This is a genomic window from Hyphomonas sp. CACIAM 19H1 (assembly GCF_003325995.1).
In the GTDB taxonomy this organism is placed as follows: domain Bacteria; phylum Pseudomonadota; class Alphaproteobacteria; order Caulobacterales; family Hyphomonadaceae; genus Hyphomonas; species Hyphomonas polymorpha.
On sequence record NZ_CP016437.1, the window covers coordinates 1,102,117 to 1,123,298 of the forward strand.

Annotated in this window: 17 protein-coding genes; 13 read left to right on the forward strand and 4 right to left on the reverse strand. The window is 62.1% G+C overall.

Annotated elements, in window-relative coordinates:
• The first annotated feature begins 53 nt into the window (after window positions 1–53).
• Window positions 54–2,237, forward strand: coding sequence for a TonB-dependent receptor (locus BBF93_RS05325; protein WP_035594345.1), 2,184 nt, complete (start codon window positions 54–56; stop codon window positions 2,235–2,237).
• Window positions 2,238–2,334: 97 nt separating this feature from the next.
• On the opposite strand, the gene BBF93_RS05330 is transcribed toward BBF93_RS05325, so the two are convergent.
• Window positions 2,335–3,705: a DEAD/DEAH box helicase gene (locus BBF93_RS05330; protein WP_035594752.1), complete on the reverse strand. Its 1,371-nt coding sequence runs from the start codon at window positions 3,703–3,705 to the stop codon at window positions 2,335–2,337.
• Window positions 3,706–3,995: 290 nt separating this feature from the next.
• On the reverse strand, window positions 3,996–4,829 hold the full coding sequence (locus BBF93_RS05335) for a hypothetical protein (protein ID WP_233349279.1): 834 nt from the start codon (window positions 4,827–4,829) through the stop codon (window positions 3,996–3,998).
• Between the two features lie 51 nt (window positions 4,830–4,880).
• Here BBF93_RS05335 and BBF93_RS05340 point away from each other — a divergent pair, with 51 nt between their 5' ends.
• Both BBF93_RS05340 and BBF93_RS05345 read left to right on the forward strand, forming a co-directional pair.
• Window positions 4,881–5,801, forward strand: coding sequence for a fatty acid desaturase family protein (locus BBF93_RS05340; RefSeq protein WP_035594348.1), 921 nt, complete (start codon window positions 4,881–4,883; stop codon window positions 5,799–5,801).
• A 120-nt stretch (window positions 5,802–5,921) separates the two neighbouring features.
• Complete coding sequence (locus BBF93_RS05345) at window positions 5,922–7,508, forward strand: carboxylesterase/lipase family protein (protein WP_114105243.1); 1,587 nt, start codon at window positions 5,922–5,924, stop codon at window positions 7,506–7,508.
• 153 nt (window positions 7,509–7,661) lie between these two features.
• On the opposite strand, the gene BBF93_RS05350 is transcribed toward BBF93_RS05345, so the two are convergent.
• The gene (locus tag BBF93_RS05350) at window positions 7,662–10,430 is read right to left on the reverse strand and encodes a TonB-dependent receptor (protein ID WP_233349280.1); all 2,769 of its coding nucleotides are present in this window, start codon (window positions 10,428–10,430) and stop codon (window positions 7,662–7,664) included.
• A gap of 166 nt (window positions 10,431–10,596) precedes the next feature.
• Entirely contained in the window at window positions 10,597–11,433 is an 837-nt protein-coding gene (locus BBF93_RS05355; RefSeq protein WP_162786422.1) for a 2-keto-4-pentenoate hydratase, read from the reverse strand.
• Between the two features lie 227 nt (window positions 11,434–11,660).
• Here BBF93_RS05355 and BBF93_RS05360 point away from each other — a divergent pair, with 227 nt between their 5' ends.
• The 10 genes from BBF93_RS05360 to BBF93_RS05405 all read left to right on the forward strand — a co-directional run bounded on the left by BBF93_RS05360 (window position 11,661) and on the right by BBF93_RS05405 (window position 21,177).
• Entirely contained in the window at window positions 11,661–13,052 is a 1,392-nt protein-coding gene (locus BBF93_RS05360) for a polysaccharide lyase family 1 protein (protein ID WP_233349281.1), read from the forward strand.
• A gap of 80 nt (window positions 13,053–13,132) precedes the next feature.
• Window positions 13,133–14,230, forward strand: coding sequence for a LacI family DNA-binding transcriptional regulator (locus tag BBF93_RS05365; protein WP_035594354.1), 1,098 nt, complete (start codon window positions 13,133–13,135; stop codon window positions 14,228–14,230).
• A gap of 101 nt (window positions 14,231–14,331) precedes the next feature.
• Window positions 14,332–14,973: an RpiB/LacA/LacB family sugar-phosphate isomerase gene (locus BBF93_RS05370; protein WP_035594356.1), complete on the forward strand. Its 642-nt coding sequence runs from the start codon at window positions 14,332–14,334 to the stop codon at window positions 14,971–14,973.
• A gap of 62 nt (window positions 14,974–15,035) precedes the next feature.
• Window positions 15,036–15,785 carry a 2-dehydro-3-deoxy-D-gluconate 5-dehydrogenase KduD gene (kduD, locus tag BBF93_RS05375; protein ID WP_114105245.1) on the forward strand — a complete coding sequence of 250 codons (750 nt, stop codon included), beginning with the start codon at window positions 15,036–15,038 and terminating at the stop codon, window positions 15,783–15,785.
• 24 nt (window positions 15,786–15,809) lie between these two features.
• The gene (locus tag BBF93_RS05380) at window positions 15,810–16,808 is read left to right on the forward strand and encodes a sugar kinase (RefSeq protein WP_114105246.1); all 999 of its coding nucleotides are present in this window, start codon (window positions 15,810–15,812) and stop codon (window positions 16,806–16,808) included.
• A 112-nt stretch (window positions 16,809–16,920) separates the two neighbouring features.
• The gene (locus BBF93_RS05385) at window positions 16,921–17,958 is read left to right on the forward strand and encodes a TRAP transporter substrate-binding protein (protein ID WP_051612216.1); all 1,038 of its coding nucleotides are present in this window, start codon (window positions 16,921–16,923) and stop codon (window positions 17,956–17,958) included.
• Window positions 17,955–18,464: a TRAP transporter small permease gene (locus BBF93_RS05390; RefSeq protein WP_035594362.1), complete on the forward strand. Its 510-nt coding sequence runs from the start codon at window positions 17,955–17,957 to the stop codon at window positions 18,462–18,464. The genes BBF93_RS05385 and BBF93_RS05390 overlap by 4 nt, the downstream gene beginning before the upstream one ends.
• A complete protein-coding gene (locus BBF93_RS05395) occupies window positions 18,464–19,744 on the forward strand; it encodes a TRAP transporter large permease (protein ID WP_114105247.1) in 1,281 nt (426 codons plus the stop codon). The genes BBF93_RS05390 and BBF93_RS05395 overlap by 1 nt, the downstream gene beginning before the upstream one ends.
• Window positions 19,745–19,849: 105 nt before the next feature.
• Window positions 19,850–20,191 (forward strand): cupin domain-containing protein, encoded by a 342-nt coding sequence (locus BBF93_RS05400; protein WP_114107005.1) that lies wholly within the window; start codon window positions 19,850–19,852, stop codon window positions 20,189–20,191.
• 2 nt (window positions 20,192–20,193) lie between these two features.
• Complete coding sequence (locus BBF93_RS05405; protein ID WP_114105248.1) at window positions 20,194–21,177, forward strand: alpha/beta hydrolase; 984 nt, start codon at window positions 20,194–20,196, stop codon at window positions 21,175–21,177.
• The last annotated feature ends 5 nt before the right edge of the window (window positions 21,178–21,182 follow it).

Genomic DNA, 21,182 nt, shown 5'->3' on the forward strand with positions numbered 1-21,182 from the left:
ATATCATTTGTGGAGGCGGAGGTTGGCTCTGCCTGTAGCTCGGGAGGACCCCTATGCGTTTCAGATCTTCACTTTCGGTGAGCGCGAGCCTTGCGGTTCTGCTCTCGGGGGCCAGCCTGCTGCCGGCAGTGGCACAGGAAGCAGACTCGGCCGATGCCGACACGCGCCGTCTCGGCGCTATCACCGTCACCGCGCAGCGGGTCGAGGAAAACCTGCAGGATGTGCCTGTCGCCGTCACGGCGCTCGATTCGGCAATGCTTGAGGACAAGCAGATCGGCGATCTCCTCGACCTGCAATCCGTTGTGCCCAACATCAACATGGCCACAAACACCGGCACCGCCAATGCCGCGCGCATCTTCCTGCGCGGCGTGGGCGAAGACGAGAGCCGCGGCGCGGTTGACCAGGCAGTCGGTGTGTATGTCGACGGCGTATATGTCGGCCGCTCGGTTGGCTCGCTGTTCGACGTGGTTGATCTTTCCAGCATTGAGGTGCTGCGCGGTCCCCAGGGCACGCTCTATGGTCGCAACACCATTGGCGGCGCTGTCAAACTGACTTCGGTAAAACCGCAGTTCAACAATTCCGGCGATGTCCGCACGACCGTTGGCAACAATGGCCGCTTTGATGTGCGCGGCACCGCGAACCTTCAGGTGGGTGAAAATTCCGCTTTCCGCCTGACGGGTCTTCTGCGGGAGCGTGACGGTTTCCATGACGTGATTCCGAACGGCCCGCTCGCCGATCAGCGCCGCGACGGCGTCGGCCGCACGCATATCATGGCGATGCGCGGCAGCTTCTACACGGAGTTTTCGCCCGAATGGTCGCTGCTCGTGGCGGCTGACCAGACGCTTGACCGTTCGGACCCGATCCCGGATTCTGCTGCGCCTGGCTTTGACGCTGATGGCGACCTGTTCACCATCGAGCCGCTGCCAGGTGTCACCTGTACGCCGACCTCAACGGCCATCGGCTGTTTCGTCGGCTACGATCAGCGCTCCAAATCGTCAGGCATTTCGGCAACGGTGAAGGGCGATCTCGCCGGTCTCGATTTCACCTCGATCTCCGCCTATCGCGAGCTGGATGATAATCTCGTCACCCGCATCGGCTCTCCCTACAGCCAGCAGACGAGCCAGTCTCAGACCAGCCAGGAATTCACCCTGGGCAAGTCTGGCGATACGCTCGATTGGTTGCTCGGCGCCTTCTACTTCAATGAAGATCTGAACCTTGAATCGATCTTCGTGTTCCCGCACTCGGTCACTGCGGAAACCACCTCCTACGCCGTGTTCGGCCAGGGCACTTACGCGCTTACCGACGCGCTCAGCCTGACGGGCGGCGTGCGTGTAACGTCGGAATCGAAAGACTTCTACGGCATCAACCGGACGCTGGGCTTCAACCGGACTGACAGCGCGGACTTCGACAATGTCAGCTACACCATCGGCGCTGACTATCGCTTCAATGACTCGGTGCTCGGCTACGCCAAATACTCCACCGGCTTCAAATCCGGCGGCTGGTCTCCGGATGCGTTCAGTGCAACGGCGATCTTCCTGCGCGTTGACGAAGAAACCCTCGACTCCTTCGAGGCAGGTCTGAAGACCGACCTCTTCGACAACAAGGTTCGCCTCAACACGGCTGCCTTCTTCAACAAGTATGAAGGCCTCCAGATCGGCGCGACCGTTCCGGGCCTTGGCTTCACCCGCTTCAATGTCGACGAAACCGAGATCATGGGTCTTGAGGTTGAAGGCGTGTGGCAGGTTACCGACAGCTTCCAGCTGAACGGCAACCTCGGCCTGCTCAGCGCGGAATACACCGACATGACCGGTGATCAGGCACGCGGCCTCACAAACAACGGGGCAGGTTGCCCGGCTGGCACGGTGGCATCCGACAACGCCCAGATCATTGCCTGCGCTCTCGGCCTCCAGCTGAAGAACGCGCCGGAATACAAGGCAACGATTGGCGCGCTCTACACGATGCCGTTCTACAACGGCGAACTCATCTTCTCGGGCGATGTCGCCTTCGAGGATGATTCCTGGAGCCTCGTGGCGAACCATCCGGCGCATGCCCTGAGTGAAATCCCGACCCTGATGAACGCCCGCGTGAAGTATGAGTCGGCTCAAGGTTGGTCTGTTGCGCTCTGGGGCAAGAACCTGGGCGACGAGAAATACTACCGTGCCACCACCGCAGGTTCTTTCTCGGCCTATGCGTCCGAGCCGCTTACCTATGGCATCGATCTCGGCTGGAAGTTCTAAGTTCGATAATCCGGTTTCCCGGAAAACAAACAGCCCCGGCATCGCTGCCGGGGCTGTTTTTTATTTCTGCCGGATCAATTCTGATCGGCGAAGGCGATCAGGCGTCTGCGCGTTCCTTGAAACGGCGGGGACGGGCCGCGCCCTTGGAGGAGCGCTGGGATTGCTGGCCGGAAGCGTTGGCGCCGCCGCCGGGCGGGCCTTTGCGATGAGGCCGGCCGCCACCTGATTGCGAACCAGACGACTGGCCGCCCTGATGTCCGCCGCTGCGGGCGCCACCACGGCCCCCACCATTGCCGGAACGATTGCCCTGCGGCTTGCCCGGCTTGCGAAGCGGCTCGTCCGGCAGGCTCATGCCGCCGGGGGCAAGCTTCAGGCCGGTCAGCTTCTCGATGGCCCGCAGCGTCGGGCGCTCATCCTTCGAACAGAAAGAAATGGCCACACCGGAATTGCCGGCGCGGGCCGTGCGGCCGATGCGGTGTACGAACTGTTCGGGTACATCCGGGAGGTCATAGTTGATCACATGGGTGAGCCCGTCGACGTGAATGCCGCGGGCCGCAATGTCGGTTGCAATCAGGATCGGCACGCGACCGGCCTTGAATGCGTCCAGCGCTTTCTGGCGCTGCGCCTGGCTCTTGTTGCCGTGAATGGCGACGGAATCGATATCTGCCTTGGCCAGGCGTTTCACCACGCCGTCTGCGCCATGCTTGGTGCGGGTAAAGACGATCGCCGAGCGCAGGGCCGGGTCACGGATCTTTTCGACCAGCAGGGAGAGCTTTTCAGCCTGCTCGACGAAGCAGATCTGCTGCTCGATACGGCCAGCGGTCGTAGCCGGCGGGGTGACAGAAACCTCTGCCGGATTGCGCAGGAAGGTCGCGGCCAGCGATTCGACGGCTTTCGGCATGGTGGCCGAGAAGAATAGCGTCTGACGTTTGGAAGGCACGTTCTTGGCAATGGCGCGCAGAGCGTGGATGAAGCCGAGGTCCAGCATCTGGTCGGCTTCGTCGAGAATCAGGGTGTCCACCTTGTCGAGCGATACAGCGCGCTGTTCCATCAGGTCGATCAGGCGGCCGGGGGTGGCCACCAGCACATGCGCGCCGCGCTCCAACTGGCGGATCTGGCCGCCGATCTTGGCGCCGCCGCAGACCATCACGATACGGAGGTTCAGCCCCGCACCATAGGTCTCGAAGGATTTGGCGATCTGGCCAGCCAGTTCGCGGGTGGGCGCCAGCACCAGAACGCGGGCACCGCGCACGGGCGCCGGGCCGGCATTGCGGCTGAGGCGGTCAAGGATCGGCGCGGCGAAGGCCAGTGTCTTGCCGGTGCCGGTCTGGGCAAGGCCGACAATGTCGCGGCCCTGAATGACGAGCGGGATGGATTGGGCTTGAATGGGGGTCGGCGCAGTATAGCCAGCTTTGGTCAGCGCCGTGAGGATTCGGCCGGTGAGGCCGAGAGATTGGAAATCGGACATGAAGTCTTTCGTCAGAAAGCCGCCGGAACTGCACATGCGGCAGCCAGCGTGGGGGGCAATTAACGGCCCGGCGTGATTCAGGACGTGGGGTGAATTGTCTCTAAGGAAGGGTCTGGAACGTTTCAGATTGCTCTGACTTGCTCGCTCACGCAGACCCGACCAGGCAGCTTTGCCGCCTTAACAAGCGGCCCTATGCGCCTCTTGTGCCCGGAAGTCAAACGAAGTTCCCAGCGCCTGGTCGGTGCCTGCCTTGGAATGTCTCATGCTGGCACAGCCGGCGCCCCAGGTGTTCAGGCCTCCGACGGCACCGCGGCATTGTAGGCCCGCCAGCATTTCTGCCCACGCTCATTATAGACGCCCATCGCGTCCACCATCTCCAGGAACAGTTTCTGATTGCCGAGTTCGGGAGGTAGCAGCGGATCGAAGTTGATCGCCCGGATCACCGCCTGGCCTGTCAGCAAGGTCTCCCGCGCCGCATCCGCCAGGCTGAGGCGGGGGAGGCGCTCAAGGCTTTCCGTCATGGCACGGAGGGCAGCCTGATAGGATTGTTCCAGATCTGCCGCAGACCAGAGCCCGGCCCAGTCCTGCAGGCCCGGCGCCGTCATTTCGGTAACCCGCAGAATCGGCATGGTTTCGTCGGCGCCGATGCCGGTCAGATCCTGCTGGTGATCGGGCAGGGCGCGGGCGAGGTTTGCCGGGCGCACCCAGAGGCCCGCCTCCGCCGCCTGATACCCGAACAGCGCAAGCGCCCGTTCGCGGTTGCGCAGCTGCTTGCGGTCCCGGCGGCCCAGCGGATGGGTCATCGCCACCAGCCAGTCGCCATTCCAGGGCACCATCTTGCCCGCCACGTCCCGCCATTGCTGCACCCGACGGGTCAGCGCCTGCGCCCTGGGGCCGGGCACGTAGAGGCCGCGCTCGGGGCTTTCCAGCAGGCCCTCTTTCAACAGCCGCGTGGCCGCGACCCGTATGGTGGCCGGTTCAATGCCGAACAACGCGCCAGCATGGATCAGCCCGGCAATCATCTGCCGGTCGGTGCCAATGCTGGCGATCAGCGACAGGATCAGCGCGCGGGCCGACAGGGCCTCCGGGGGCAGGGGCGCGAAATGATACGAGAATTGACTCATTGCGTCATTTTAGGTAATAAGTGTTTCAGAACACATAATGGGAGGCAGTGCATGCAGTCTTTAGCCAAGATTTCCGACGTCCTGTCAAAAGACGACCTGAATGCGCTGCGCCAGAAATCTGACCTGAAGGCAGCGGCCACGCTGGTGTGGAACTGGGGGCTGATCGTGGCGGCATTTGCCATCGCCATCGTCTGGCCAAACCCCTTCACGATCCTCCTGGGCATCCTCATCCTGGGCGGGCGCCAGCTGGGCCTCGGCATCATCAATCATGACTGTGCCCACCACGCCTTCTTCAAGAGCAAGGCCGTGGACGAGTTTGTCGGCCACTGGATCGTTGGCGCGCCGATGAACATTTCGCTGGCCGCTTACCGCGCCTACCATCTGAAGCATCACCAGCATGCGGGCACGCCGGAAGATCCCGACATCATCTTTGTAAAGAACTATCCTGTGCCGGCCGAAAGCCTGCGCCGCAAATTCGTGCGCGATCTCACCGGTCAGACGGGATACCGCGATACGCTGCGCAAGATCCGCAGTTTCAAGCTGTCGCGGAACTGGCCGTGGCTTGCGTTTCATGTGCTGCTGCTCGGCACGCTGACACTGGCAGGGGCGCCCTGGGCGTATCTGATGTGGTGGGCGGCGGAGATTTTCGTTTATCCGGCCATCGTGCGCCTGCGCCAGATTGGCGAGCATGGCACCGCGCTGGACCGCACCAGCCGCGACGCGCGCTTGAATACCGGAACCACGCTCGCCCCCTTCTGGCAGCGTGTTTTCGTGGCGCCCAACAATGTGAACTTCCATCTGGAGCATCACCTCTTCGCGCACATCCCGCCCTATAATCTGCGCAAGCTGCACACGCTGCTGGCCGCGCGCGGCTATTATGAGGGCGTCGATTGCCTCTCGCGGGACTATTTCGACGTGATCCGCCGCGCCGTTCGCAAGGATGACGCGGGCGCGATGGTCGCCGCCGAATAGGGCGCAGGCCGGGGCGAGGGGCAGTTTTTCCGCAATCGCTTCTAAGCTTGACCTCATTTGATACCGGTGTCATTTTTGCGCTCGACGCGGCACTTCAGACCGCGCTGAGGGAGACGGCGCATGGCGGACCGGAACATATATTTGAACCGCCGCAGCGTACTCGCGGCCATGGGCAGTACCGGGCTGGCGCTGGCGGCGCGGGCCGGCGGCGGGGAAGATCCGGTCGTACTGACTTCCAATGGCCCCGTTTCAGGTACTCATGAAGGCGGCGTGGCCGTGTTTCGCGGGATCCGGTATGGCGCCGATACGGCCCTCACACGGTTTGCAAAGCCCCGGCGGCCTGAGCCCTGGAAAGAGGTCCTGCGTACCGTTGCCTATGGCGCCGCTTCGCCTCAACGCGGCAATGAACCAAATCAGTCTGAGGACTGTCTTTTCCTGAATGTGTGGACACCGGAAGCCCGCAGAGGGGCGCAGCGGCCGGTGATGGTCTACATTCATGGGGGCGCGTATAACGCCGGTTCGGGCTCCGATGCGCTTTATGATGGCGCCCGGTTGGCGGCCCACGGGGATGTCGTGGTTATCACGATCAATCATCGCCTGAACGCTTTCGGCTATCTTTCTCTCGGAAAGCTGATGCCCGAGGCCTTTCCGGATTCCGGGAATGCCGGGCAGTGGGATATAATTGCGGCGCTGGAATGGGTGCGTGACAATGCCGAGGCGTTTGGAGGCGATCCAGCCCAGATCATGGTGTTCGGTCAATCCGGAGGCGGAGCAAAAATTGCTACCCTCATGGCCGCGCCGGCCGCCAAGGAATTATTCCATTCCGCTGCCACAATGAGCGGGCAACAGGTCACCGCTTCCGGCCCGATCAATGCCAGGAAGCGCGCCGAAGCCTTTCTTGCGCGGCTGGGCATTGCTCCGGGTGATGTGGCCGCATTGCGCGCGATGGCTCCGGAAAAGCTTGTGGAAGCGCTCGACACGGAAGATCCGGTCAACAGAGAGTTCTCGGTGTATTTTGGTCCCGTTCTGGATGGGCGTCTGCTGACACGCCATCCCTTCTGGCCGGATGCGCCAGCCCAATCGGCCGCCATTCCCATAATCCTTGGTAACACTCATGACGAAACACGCAACCTGATCGGACGGAGCCAGCCGGAATATTTTGAGCTGGGCTGGGAAGATCTGCCCGCCGCCCTCACCCGTCACATGCGATGCGATATCGATGCTGATGAGGTGGTGCAAGCGTATCGGGGGTTTTATCCGGAGCATACGCCTACGGATATTTTCTTTGCTGCGACGACCGCTGCGCGTTCCTGGCGCGGGCAGGTAGAGGAGGCAGATGCCAGGGCGCGTGAAGGCAGCCCAACCTGGGTTTACCGGTTTGACCTGCCCTGGACGGCGGATGACGAAAGATGGGGCGCGCCGCATGCCGTGGATATCGGCTATGCTTTCCTCAATCTGGACCGGCAAGGCGCCATGCCCGGAAAAGCGCCGTCCGCTCAAGCGATTTCCCGGCAGCTGGCCGGCGCGTTCATCTCTCTCGCCCGCCATGGAAACCCCAATCACTCGGGCCTGCCGCACTGGCCGGCACATGCCCTGCCAGACCGCGCCACACTGATCTTCAGCGACACTGTTCGCGTTGAGGAGGATCCTCGGGGGCAGGAAAGAGCTCTTTTTGCCAAGGTGCCCTTTATCCAGTGGGGCACCTGAGCCCAACCACCCAGCACGGGCGCGCGGCACATCTTCCCTGACGTCTTCAAAAATGGAAAACGCCGGCAGCCCTGAGAGCTGCCGGCGTTTCTTTTTCAGGCCCGGATGATGTGACGAAAGGGAGGAAACATCACATCATCCAGAGCCTGCCGATCAGTACCGGTAGCGGAACCCGATGAGGTATTCCGTACCCGTATGATGGTAGACGTTGACGAGATCACCGGCATCGAAGACCTGCTGCTCGAATTCGTCCGTAAGGTTGATGGCTTCGAACGTGATATCGAAATTGTCGTTCAGCTTGTAGGAAGACGAGAAATCGATGTTCGTGGTCGAACTGTACCCTTGCTCGTCACGGCCCGCTGCCGTGGGCGCCACGGTTTGATACGCATCCCGATAGGCGGCGGAGATACGCGCCGACAACCGGTCCTTTTCGTAGTAAATAGTGGCGTTGTAGGCGTTGGGTGAGAAGCCCCGGATTTCATCGGAGTCGACATAGGTGTAGTTGCCCTGGAAGCCGAACCCGTCGAAGGGCGCGGGCAGGAAGGAGAAGGGCTGCTGATAGGTCAGCTCAAATCCCTTGACGCTTGCCGAGCCGCCATTTTCCACAGCACGGATTTCCACAAGGGGATCCTGCCCCGCATCAAGCAGGTTGCGCAGCGGGCTGGAGGCCGGCGGCAAGCTGGTCGGAAGACCGGACTGGCTGTAGGGCACTTCGACCGTCGATGCGCGCGTGAAGAAGCTGTCAACGTCCTTGTAGAACAAGCTCAGCGCTATCAGCGATTCTTCCCGGAAATACCATTCGAAGGAGGCGTCATAGGTCGTCGCCCGGAACGGGTCGAGGGCAGGGTTCCCGGAGTTGTAACGGAACGAAGGCCCATTGAAGCTGTCCAGTGCGCCGCCGGGTGTCAGGTTGCCCAGGGACGGGCGCGCCATCACCTTTGCGGCCGCAAGACGAATGAAGAAGTCGTCCCGCATTTCAAATGTGACGTTTGCCGAAGGCAGCGTGTCTTCATAGCTGCGCTCGACGGTCACGCTTGTGCCGCTGACCTGACCCGTGGATGTCGTGGTGGTTTCAACATACCGCACACCAACATTTCCGCGAACCGGGATGCGGCCAAGCTGCGTATTGAAATCCAGCTGAAGGAAGCCGCCAAGATCTTCTTCCTCAACCCGGCGGTCGTTGCCAGCCTGCAGAACGCCCGGAATACCATAGGCGTTGATCAGGGCAGCGGCGGCATGTACGTCTGCGGTAATCCAGCGGGTATCGATTCCGCCGGGTGCACCAAGTCCGCTGCCGAATCCGCTGACATATTTGAGAATGTCTGCCGTGACCGGAAGGCCTGTTGCCCCAGCCGGGCAGCTAACGCCTGGAAGGGTGCAGACGAGGGATCCGAACGTGGACTCCCGTCTGTATTCCGTAGTCCGGAATTCAAACTGCTTGAGGCTGGCACCGCCGCTGACCGTCAGCGAGTCGTTGAGATCATAGGCGAGCGATCCGGCAACCGTCTGGAAAGTGTTGTCGACATATTGAGGCCGGTCCCGGAACTCCGTGAACGCAAATTGCGATGGGTCGGTAACGTCCAGAGATCCGTAATCGATGAAGGGTGTGTTTCCATTGCCCCTGAAGTCATAGGTGAAGCCCGTCACCGGCCCAACCGCGTCCAGCAAAATGGTCGTCTGCACCGGGTTGTCGAACTCCGACACCACGCGGCCTGCCAAAAGATTGCCGCGCAGGCGGTCTGTGAATTCATGATCCACATCAACCGTATACTGCGTAAGCGTCGTCTGCAGTTCGTCGAAACGGTTTTCCGACCGGATCGGATGTGTTCCATTCGGCAGGGGGCTGACATTGAACAGGCCATATTCAATGGTGTTGTTATCCGGGTTGATCGAGTAGTCGATCACCTGGAACCTTTTCTCCTGGCTGCGCATGAAGGTTTCGAGGTAGGATTCCTCCCGTGTGCCCTCGAAGTCTGAGTGCAGCACATCCAGAGATACCGTCGTGGCATCCGTGGGGCGGAACTGAACCGATCCAGTAAGGCCGAGGCGTTCCTGTTCGTGAGTGAGGCGTCCATAGCGCGGAATGCGGGGATAGTAGACGCCGGAGTTTGTGTCGATCAGGGAGCATTCCGGCCCAGCCGGGCAGGCCGCGCCCCCGACAGAGGCAAAGTTGCCATCCTGCCAGCGAACGGTCGAGAAGCCTTCTTCCAGAATTGTGCGATCCGAATAGGCCATAGAGACAAGCGCGCCGAACGTGCCGCTTTCATTCTGCCAGGAAAGCAGGCCGGCATAGCGCGGGCTGGTTTCTTCTGACAGATCATTGAAGCCCAGCTGGGCGGAGGCAGCAGCAGTCAGGCCTGCATCATAGTCAAATGGGCGTGCCGTCCGCAGATCAACTGTGGCACCCAGGGAGCCTTCTTCGATAGAGGCGGAGGTCGTCTTGGTAACCCGCAGCTCATTGAACAGGTCTGATGCGAAGGTGTTGAAGTCAAAGCCCCGGCCACGGTTTGAGCCGCCCGAGGAGTCGGACGCGCCGCTGGTCGCGAGCGCTTCCATTCCATTGATCCGTATCCGTGTGAAATCGGCGCCGAGACCACGAACCGTGATCTGCCGGCCCTCGCCCCCCACGCGGTCGATCGAGACGCCCGGAATGCGTTGCAGGGATTCTGCAAGGTTCAGATCCGGAAAGTCGGCGATGTCCTCAGCGGCAATGATGTCGACGATGTTCGTCTCATTCTTCTTGACCGCAAGCGACTTCTGAAGGCTGTCGCGGAAACCCGTGACGACAACGGTTGCCTGCCGGCTCTCGCTCTCATCGGCGTCCTGTTCCTGCGCAAGGGCAGGGGCGTTGCCTGCCAGAAAGCCGACAGCCGCCGCCCCCATGAGCAGCCGGAAATTAAAACTGTTCTGTTTGAAACGCATGTCTGGTCTCCTCCCCAGGATATCGTCGTTTCGATTGGCTCTCCCTTCTTCGAGGGAGGTTCACAAATAATGCCACCGGTATCATTATATGTTTTGCTACCGGTGGCAATTTAAAAATTGGTCTTTAGTCCATGTTTTTGCCTGCTTTCCTGAGATTTCGGGAAACTCAACGCTTGACTGGTTGCGACGTCGGCAGTGTGGCCATGGGCCGGGAGGGTAGCAATCTAAGATGGATTGTTTCCATGCCGTCGGCCTCTATAGAGGCGCCCTGCCCGGGGGTTGCGGCGTGAACGCCGGTCACGGCCCCCGTGGAAATAAACATTCCCTTGCGAAGGGGAAGTCCTCTGGCCGCGGAGATTTCCAGCAGCTGGCGGAGCGATTCGATCGGCCCTCCAGGGATAGAGGAGGCGTCAGCCCTGCCAGCTTCCCTGCCATCGATCAGTGTCCGCATCTTCCAATCGGCAGGCGATGCGCTCTTCCATCCTGGGATTTCCTGACCCACCACCAGGCCATTATTGTTGCCGAAATCGGATATCGTCACCAGGGGGCCGTGATCGTTTATGCCGGCATAGCAGCTTGAGGCGATTTCGGCGCCCAGATGAAGAGGGCCCGCAATTTCAAAGGCTTCTTCGAGCGTCCAGTCGAGCTTTTCAGCCGGGGCGTCGTGCCCCATGGTGATAATGATCTCGCTTTCCACGGCGCCGAATCCGCCCTCAAAGACATAGCAGTCCACCGGGGCGCCCTGGGCATGGGAAATCTGCGAGCTGAAGATCGGGCCGGCGAGCCGGTCCATGCCATAGGTTTTGTCCCAAGGGGGATTGATACGCCCCACTTTCCAGCCAGCCAGAATGTCGGGCCAGAGGCTGATGGCGCGGCTTTGAATTGCGTAGGCCTCGGCCAATGTTTCAGGCATGTTGCCTGGATAGTCAGCGAGCGGCTGCGCCTGCAGGCGGGCGCGCACAAAGGAAATGGCGCGGGTGTCTGCCGCAGCTAGATTGCTCACCTCGGTTGTATCTCCGTGCGCCATTCCCTTGACCCATATTATTTCCGGCGGCGCATTCCGCGCTTGCGGGTTTGTTTATTCATCCTTGCTCGCCCAGCTTGCTGGACAGATAAGGAAACCGGTGTCATACTTGCTTTAAAGTTCGTTCTGTCAACTGGTTTCTCAATCGGGTTGGTGGGCAATATTGGGAAGGCGCCGGTTCAGAGCGCCGTCTGGAGGAGGATTTCATGGCATTTCATTCTCGCAAGTCTGTGCGCCGCGGCGCAGTGCTTTTCGCGGTCGTTCTGGGCGGCTGCGCCGGATTGGGCATCGTGTCGCCGGTAAGCGCGGCCCCCACGCAGACGGCAGCCGCCACCGCGCCGGCGCAGGCCTGGTTCCTCCCTGAGATCGACTGGTCGGCTTATACCGATGGCGGGCGCGGCGGGGAGATCGTGCGAGTCACCACGCTGGCCAGCGATGGCCCCGGCAGTCTTCGTGAGGCCATCGAAAGGCAAGGGGCACGTATCATTGTGTTTGAGGTGGGCGGCGTCATCGACCTTGAAAAGGAAACGATCGCCATCACGAATCCGGACATCACCATTGCCGGCCAGACAGCTCCCTCGCCGGGGATCACCCTCATCCGGGGCGGGTTTGATGTTAAGACGCATGATGTCATTATTCAGCACCTCCGTATACGGCCGGGCGACAATGGTGAGCCGCGCGGCTCAGGATTTGCCGAAGACTCAATCTCCACGCTCAGCGCGCATAATCTTATTGTCGACCATTGCTCGCTGACCTGGGCAGTCGATGAAAACCTTTCCGCATCCGGGCCCCGTTTCACCGGTGAAACTCCAGATGAATGGCGGGCGGGAACTTCCCGCAATATCCTCTACAGCCACAACCTGATCGCCGAAGGCCTTGCCGATTCCACCCATCCCAAGTTCGAACATTCGAAAGGGTCTCTGATCCATGACAATGTCAACGGCATCTTGATCTATGGAAATCTGTATGCGCACAATTATGAGCGAAGCCCGCTATTCAAAGGAGGCGTACACGGACAGATCGTCAACAACTTCATCTACGATCCCGGCCAGCGCGCCGTGCATTACAATCTGCAGGCGCTGGAATGGGGCAAGGTGCCCTTCGAAACCGGCAAGATGGATCTGATCGGCAATGTGATGCGGGCAGGACAGTCTACCGCAGAGGGGCTGCCGCTGGTGATGATCGGCGGAGATGGCGATCTGGCGCTTCACGCGCGCGACAACATTGCCGTCGACCGCTGGGGCAATCCGTTGCCGGAGCGGGGACGCTACACAACAGGTGCGGCAAAGTTCGTGGATGCGCCCGAGGCCATGCCCCTGCCAGCGGGATTGCCGGTGATGCCCGCTGCGGCCGTCGAGCGGTTCGTGCTGGCCAATGCGGGCGCGCGTCCCTGGGACCGCGACGGTCATGATGTGCGCGTGTTTGCAAACGCAGCCGAAGGGCGCGGCGAGATCATCGACAGCCAGTCGGAAGTTGGCGGCTATCCATCTGTTGAGCCGAGCTATCGGGCCTTCGATCCGGCCCTCTGGGATCTCGATACCATGCTCCCCAAGTCTCCGGAGACCCTCGATTCGGGCGCCCGCAGCCGGGGCACCTGAGCGGCCGGAGGTGCGCGCCGCTTGCAAAATGTCCCCTGCCGGGCAAAAGAGGACATTCCATCCTCCAACAAGGGTTTCCGGTGAGCGATAAATCAAGACCTGACCTCGATGCTGAAATTGCGGCCGCAGTTCAGGAGGCCGCTGAATTCAAGCAGCAGGGACGGGCGACGATCAACGACATCGCGCGCATCGCGAAGGTGTCGAAGAAGACCGTGTCGCGCGTCATCAATGACAGCCCGCTCGTCAAGCCGCGTACCCGCGAGGTGGTCAAGGCCATCATTGCGGAGCTCGGCTACACGCCGGACCCGCAGGCCCGCGCGCTGGCCCTGCGCCGGTCTTTCCTGGTCGGTCTGGTCTATGACAATCCGAGCCCGCAATATGTCGTGAACATGCAGCGCGGGATTCTCGATGCGCTGGAGGAAACCGATTTCCAGCTGGTCCTGCGCCCGGTCAGCCGGGCAGACGCGCATTATCCTGGCCGCCTTCAGCAGTTCATCCAGCAGCACAAGCCCTTCGGTCTGATCCTGCCGCCGTCGGTGTCAGAGGATGAAGATCTGGCGCAGATGTTCCGAGACAATGATGTGGACTATGTGCGCATCGCATCGGGCATGCTGGATGAGCCATCACGGATGATCCTGACCCATGACAGCGAGGGCGCCGCGCAGGCCGCGCGCCATCTCTGCGCGCTGGGGCATACGGATATTGCGCATATCCATGGCCCGGAATCTTTCCGTTCTGCCCACGAACGTCGCGGCGGCTTTCAGCGCGGCCTGGCGGAAGCCGGCATCACGCTCAACCCGGAGCTCACCATTGAGGCGGGCTACACCTTCGACTCCGGCCTGCAGGCCATGGAGCGCCTGCTCTATGGAAAGCGCCGCCCCACGGCTGTGTTCGCTGGCAATGACGAAATGGCGACCGGCGCCTATGTGGCCGTTCGCAAGGCCGGGCTTCGCATTCCCGAGGATGTCTCCATCGTCGGCTTCGATGACACCCCCATCGCCGGCCGCCTCTGGCCAGCGCTCACGACCGTGCGTCTGCCAATCCGCGAAATGGGGCAGGCCGCCGCGCGGTTGCTGCTCAACCAGGCAGCCGGGATCGAGCCGAAAGAGGTGATCAGCTTCACGCCGGAAATTGTGGTGCGCGACTCCACTGCGGCCCCGCCGCGCCGGGCGGGCTGACAGGGCGTTTCGGGAATTTCGAGACGATAACGGCTTGCAGCCAAGGGTGTCACCGGTTATGACACCGGTTACCAAATGATACGCCGCTAAGGAAACACCTCATGAAAATCGCGCTCATCATTGAAAACAGCCAGGCAGCAAAAAGCAGCATCGTTCACGACGCTCTGAAAACGGTCGCAGAGCCGCTGGGCAATGAAGTGTTCCACTACGGCATGTATACGCCGGAAGACAAAGCCCACCTGACCTATCCGATGATCGGCATCCTCGCCGGCATCCTGATCAACTCGAAAGCGGCTGACTTCATTGTCACCGGCTGCGGCACGGGTATGGGCTCCAACCTCGCCTGCAATTCCATGCCGGGGATCTTCTGTGGCCTGATCGTTGACCCGACCGACGCCTTCCTGTTCGGCCAGATCAATGATGGCAACGCCATCTCCATGCCCTACGCCAAGGGCTTCGGCTGGGCCGCCGAACTCAACCTGCAGGATTGTTACCGCAAGCTGTTCGAGGTCAAGCGCGGCGAAGGCTATCCGAAGGAGCGCGCTGCCGTAATGGCGAAGAATCGCGGCATCCTCAGTGATCTGAAGAAGGCTTCCTGCCACGATATGCTCACCGTGCTGAAGACGATTGATCAGGACCTCCTGAAAACCGCCATCTCGGGCGAAAAATTCCAGGAATACTTCTTCGCCAACTCGCAGGACGCGGCAATGTCCGACTATCTGAAGGGTGTGCTCGCGTCCTGATCGCAGGCTTCCGGCGCACATAAACAAAGAAACTTTTAGGGGAGGCTTTCGTGAACCTCAGCATGTTCAGCCTTGAAGGCAAGACCGCCATCGTCACCGGCGCCAATACCGGTCTCGGTCAGGGCATTGCCGTGGCGCTGGCGGAGGCGGGTGCCAACCTCGCCCTGGTCGGCCGCTCCTCGCCGGATGAAACGGTCGAGCAGGTGCAGAAGGCCGGTGGCAAAACGCATGTCATCATGGCTGACCTTGGTAGCATCGACCCGGTCGATACCATCGTCCGCGAGACCGTAGAGACGTTTGGCGGCGTTGATATTCTCGTCAACAATGCCGGCATCATCAAACGCAATGACGCCCTCGATTTTACCGTCGAGGAGTGGGACAGCGTGATGAACGTCAACCTGCGCAGCCTCTTCTTCCTCAGCCAGAAGGCCGCCCGCGCGATGATCGATGCGGGCACGGGCGGCAAGATCATCAATATTGCCTCCATGCTGTCTTATCAGGGCGGCGTCCGCGTGCCCTCCTACACCGCCTCCAAGAGCGGTGTGCTGGGGCTCACGCGCCTTCTGGCGAATGAATGGGCAGGCCGCGGCATCAACGTGAATGGCATTGCGCCGGGCTATTTTGCCACCAATAACACTGATGCCCTGCGCGCCGATGAAAAGCGCAACAGCGAGATTCTCGGGCGTATTCCGGCCGGCCGCTGGGGTCAGCCATCGGATCTTGCCGGCGCGGCCGTATTCCTTTCCTCGCGCGCATCTGATTATGTGCACGGAACAATCGTCGCCGTGGACGGCGGCTGGCTCGCGCGCTAGGCCGGGCCGGGGAGGAAAACAGCCATGGCTGCGCGCATCGTCTGTTTCGGTGAGCTTTTGCTGCGCCTGACAGCGCCGGGGGCGGAGCGCCTGCTTCAGTCCTGGTCGTTGGATGTGTGTGTCGGCGGAGCCGAGGCCAATGTCGGCGTCTCCCTCGCGGCGTTCGGGCATGTTGTGCGCTTTGCCAGCGTCGTGGCGGACAATCCGCTTGGCGCGGCGGCCCTGGGCGAACTGCGCCGGCACGGCGTTCACACCGATACTGTTCTTTCCGCGCCGGGCCGGATGGGGCTTTATTTCCTGGAGCCGGGCGCCGTGCGCCGCCCCTCCCGCATCACCTATGACCGGGCCGGGTCAGCCTTTGCGGCCGCCGCGCCGGAAAGCCTGGATTGGTCTGGCATTCTTCCGGGGGCGGCGCTGTTACATATCTCCGGCGTCACGCCGGCCATCGGTGCGAATGGCGCCGCTGCGGCAGTCCGCGCTGTAAAGGCCGCCGCCGCTGCGGGGGTGCCCGTTTCCTTTGATGGCAACTATCGCGCGCTGCTCTGGGAGGCGTGGGATGGGGACGGCCCAGCGATTCTCAGGGAGATTCTCTCCTGCGCCACCTACGCCTTCATCAACGAGAGGGACATCGCGCTGATCCTGAAATCACGCTTCGAAGATCGCCAATCGGCATTTGAGGCGGCCTTCGAGGCATTCCCGCGCCTTCAGGCGATTGCGGCCACCACCCGCCAGCAATCCTCCGTAGACGATCAGTCGATTGCCGGTGAACTCGTCACGCGGGCGGGCCGCTGGACGTCTCCTGTGCATGAACTGCCGGGCGTCATTGACCGGATCGGGGGCGGCGACGCCTTTGCTGCTGGCGCACTGCACGGCCTGATCGAGGGCAGGGACGGGCAGTACACAATCGATTTTGCCGTGGCGGCGGGGGCGCTGAAACATTCTATCCCCGGCGATTTCGGCCGCATGACGGTCGCCGAAGTCGAAGCCGCGATGGCGGGCGAAAACCTTGATGTAAAACGCTGAGAAGCAGCGTCGAAACAGTGTTGACACCGGTTACCATAACGCCAGTATGGAGCCACAAACAAAACAGGCCGGCTGCAAAAGCCCGGCGCCCAACGGGGGCATGGAAACAGGCATGAGGAAGCCAGCTTCAGCGGATGTGCCAGCTTCGGCGGCTGCAAAAGGCATCAGCCGCCGGCTTGTGCTGGTGGCTGGCGCGGCTGGGGCCGGTCTCAGCGCTTGCGGCGTCCGGTCGGGCCGGGATTTCCTTTCAACTGATACGCACCCGGAAGAATATCCCACTGTTCAGGCGGTCAAGGAAATGGGCCGTCTTCTCAATGTGGGCACAGACGGGCGGCTCGGCATCAAGATCTATGCCGGCGGCCAGCTTGGTTCGGAGCAGGATACGCTCGAGATCACCGTCTTCGGCGGCCTCGATCTTAACCGCGTGAACCTTGCCCCGCTCAACTCCATAGAGCCGCTGACGACGCTGCCTGCGCTGCCCTTCCTGTTCAAGTCCAACGCCCATATGCGCCGCGCGCTCGACAGTGCCATCGGCGACGAAATCCTTGCCTCGCTGGAGCCCCATGGCCTCATCGGCCTCTGCTTCTATGACAGCGGCGACCGCAACTTCTACAACACCCGCCGCCCCATTCGCACACCGGCAGACATGCGCGGCCTGAAGATACGTGTGCCAGGATCAGACCTCTACGTCTCGATGATCCGCGCGCTCGGCGCTGACGCGACACCGATGAGCATCGCCGAAGTCTATCAGGCGCTCGTGCAGGGCGTCATCGATGGCGCGGAGAACAACTGGCCCTCCTATGAAAGCGGCCGCCATTTCGAGGCCGCCAGATATTACAGCCTTACCCAGCATGTCATTGCGCCGGAAGTTCTCGTCATGTCGAAATCCCGCTGGGACAAGCTGGACGAGGCAGACCGCGCACTTGTGCGCCAAGCCGCCAAGGCGTCCGTGCCCTATATGCGCACGCTGTGGGATCAGCGCGTGGAGGAGTCCCGCGCGCGCCTGATGGCCTCGGGCATCGAGGTCAACGAGGTCGAGGACAAGGACGCCTTTGCTGCGGTCATGCGCCCGGTCTGGGATCGCTACATCGTGTCGGATCAGGCCCAGCGCCTCGTCTCCCAGATCGAAGCGATGGGGGAGGGCGAATGATCCGCATACTGTCAACCGTCACACGCATCGCCGCAGACATGCTCCTCAAGGCCGCCGCATTCGGCCTCGTGCTGATGACGGTCATCGTCGGCTGGCAGGTTTTCGGCCGCTATGTGCTCAACTCCACGCCTTCCTGGTCAGAGCAGGCCGCGCTCACCCTGATGATCTGGTATGTCTCCCTCGCTGCGGCAGCCGGCGTCCGCCAGGGCTTTCACATCCGCATCGTGGCGCTCGAAGATGCCGTCTCGCCCGGCCTGCGCAGGGGGATGCAGGTCGTCTCCAACTCGCTTATCGGCCTCTGCGGCGTGGCCATGTTCGTCTGGGGCGGAGAGCTTGTCCTGCGCACCTGGAGCCATGTCGTCCCCTCCCTCGGTATCCCGCGCGGCCTCACCTATCTCGCCCTCCCGATCTCCGGCGCGCTGATGGCCCTGTTCGCTTTCGAGCAAGTGCTCGAGCGCCTCGGATTTCGCGCGCCAGAAACAATTTCGGACAAGGACGCCCCCTGATGGAACTGCTCATTCTCATGGGTGTGCTCGTCCTCCTGCTTGCCCTTGGCGTGCCGGTGGCCTTTTCGCTGCTGGGCGCGTCGATCGCGACATTCCTGGTGATGGATATTCCGCTCGTGGTCGTGTTCCAGCGCCTGGCGGGCGGCGTCAGCGTCTTTTCCCTGATGGCCATTCCCTTTTTCATCTTTGCGGGGGATCTGATGTATCGCTCCGGCATAGCCCAGCGCCTCGTTGAAGTCGCCGAGGCCATGCTCGGGCGCACGCGCGGGGGCCTTGGTCTCGTCAATGTCGGCGCCTCCACCATGTTCGGCGCGGTATCCGGCTCGGCCATCGCCAGCGCCTCGGCGATGGGATCAACGCTCATGCCGCTGATGAAGCAGAAGGGCTATGGCGCAGACTACGCCGTCAACGTCACCGTTTCAGCCGCCATCGTTGGCCTGCTTATTCCGCCGTCGCACAATATGATCATCTACTCGGCCGCTTCCGGTATCGGCGTGCCGATCGGAGATCTGTTCCTGGCCGGCGTCGTGCCGGGCATCGTCACAGCGGCAATCCTGATGGCGGTCACCTGGCTCGTGGCTGTCCGCCGGGGCTATCCCAGCGGGCAATTCCCCGGCTGGGCCAGCTTCGTGCGCGCCATCCTGATTGCGGTGCCGGGCCTGATGGCGGCTGTCATCATCATGGGCGGCATCCTCTCGGGCATTTTCACCGCCACTGAATCTTCCGCCATTGCGGTCATCTACACGGTGCTCGTCGGCGCTTTTGTCTATCGCTCGCTGGGCTGGTCCCGCTTCGTGGACGCGGCCCAGCAATCGGTGAAGGTCACCGCCATGGTGCTGCTCATCATCGGGGCGGCCACCGCCTTCGGCTATGCGCTCGCCGTGCTGGAGGCGCCTGCCCAGCTCGCAGAACTCATCACCTCGATCACGCGCAATCCCCTCGCCATCCTGCTCATCATCAACATAACGCTGCTGGTTCTGGGCACGTTCATGGATATGTCACCGCTGATCGTCATCACCACGCCGATCCTCTTGCCTGTGGTGATGGAGGTGGGGGTCGATCCGGTCCATTTCGGCATCATCATGATGCTGAACCTCGGCATCGGGCTCGTCACGCCCCCGGTCGGCTCGGTGCTGTTCGTCGGTGCTGCGGTGGGCGGCATCAAGGTGGAAGATGCGGTCAAAACGATATGGCCGTTCTATCTGGCGCTCATCGTGTCGCTGGTGCTCATCACCTATATCCCGGCGCTGTCGCTCTCCCTGCCACAGATGTTCAAATAGGAGGTCAGGCGCATGATCCGGCTACTGACAGGATTGCCTCTCCTTGCCTTTCTGTCTGCCTGTGCAACGCCCGCGCCGGCACCGCAGCCCGCCCCAGCGCCGGCCATGGTCATCATCTCGGAAGAAGATGTGAAGGTGGACGAACCCCCGCCGCATGGCCGCATCGGCATGAGCACCGCCTGGCGTATATCCGACGCCGTGCCCGTCCGCGCCTTCGAGTTCCGCAAACGGGCGCTCCACCCTGGCAGCGCGATCGGCATCCACCCGATCAATCATGACGAGATCTATTACGTCCTCTCCGGCGAGGGCGTTGTCCATTCCGACGGCGAGGAACAAACACTCACGGCAGGCATGGCCGCTTATCTCTATACCGGCGCGCAGGTTGGCATCCGCCAGACCGGGCCAGAGCCTCTCGTTCTGATCATCGCCTATCCTCCGGGAGGCTAGCCATGCTTTCCCGGCGCATCCTGCTGGCGGCCTTTGCGGCGCTTGCTGTCGCGGCCGGCGTCTCTGCAGCGCCCGCCGCGCGCCCTGCCACGATTGAAGCTGACGAAACCATCCTTCTGTGGCCGGAAGGTCCCCCGGGCGGTCTGCCGGAAGGCCTGCAGGAGCAGATCGTCCACCGCGACAACCCCTTCGGCCTCACAGACCGCGCGGCCCATGATGTCACCGCGCCCAGCCTCTCTGTGTTCCGCCCGGTTCGCGCGGATGGCTCGGCCATCCTCATCATCCCCGGAGGCGGCTACAAATGGGTGGTGATCGACAAGGAAGGCTTTGAGGGCGCACGCCATTTCGCCGGGCAGGGCGCCACCGTCTATGTTCTGCGATACCGCCTCCCGCATCAGGGCTGGCAGGCCGGGCCGCAGGCGCCGCTTCAGGATGCCCAGCGCGCCATCCGCCTCATCCGCGCCCGCGCCGCCACAGACGGTATCGCCCCGGCTCGCGAGATGGTCATGGGATTCTCCGCGGGCGGACATCTCGCCGGCACGCTGGCGATGAAGTTCGACCCGGTTTACGTCCCGCTGGACGCCGCAGACGCTCTCTCGGCGCGGCCGGATGCGGCCGCGCTGATCTATCCGGTCGCGACGATGGCAGACCCTTTCGCTCATGCCGGGTCGCGGCAGAACCTGTTGGGCCCGCATCCCCCCGAAGACGCGGCCGCCGCCTGGTCACTCGAGACGATGGCGCGGCCAGACATGCCCCCGGTCTTCCTGATGCATGCTGCCGATGACGCCGCCGTGCCTGTGGAAAACGCACTGATCCTCCATGCCGCTCTCCGCCGGGCGGGCGTGCCGGTCGCCCTGCATATCTTCGAGGCAGGTGGCCACGGCTTCGGCCTGCGCGGCATCGAGGATACGCCGCTGCGGTCTTGGCCCTCGCTTCTGCGCGACTGGGGCGTTAACAAGGGCATATTCCCCAAGGTCAATCCCTGAAGGCT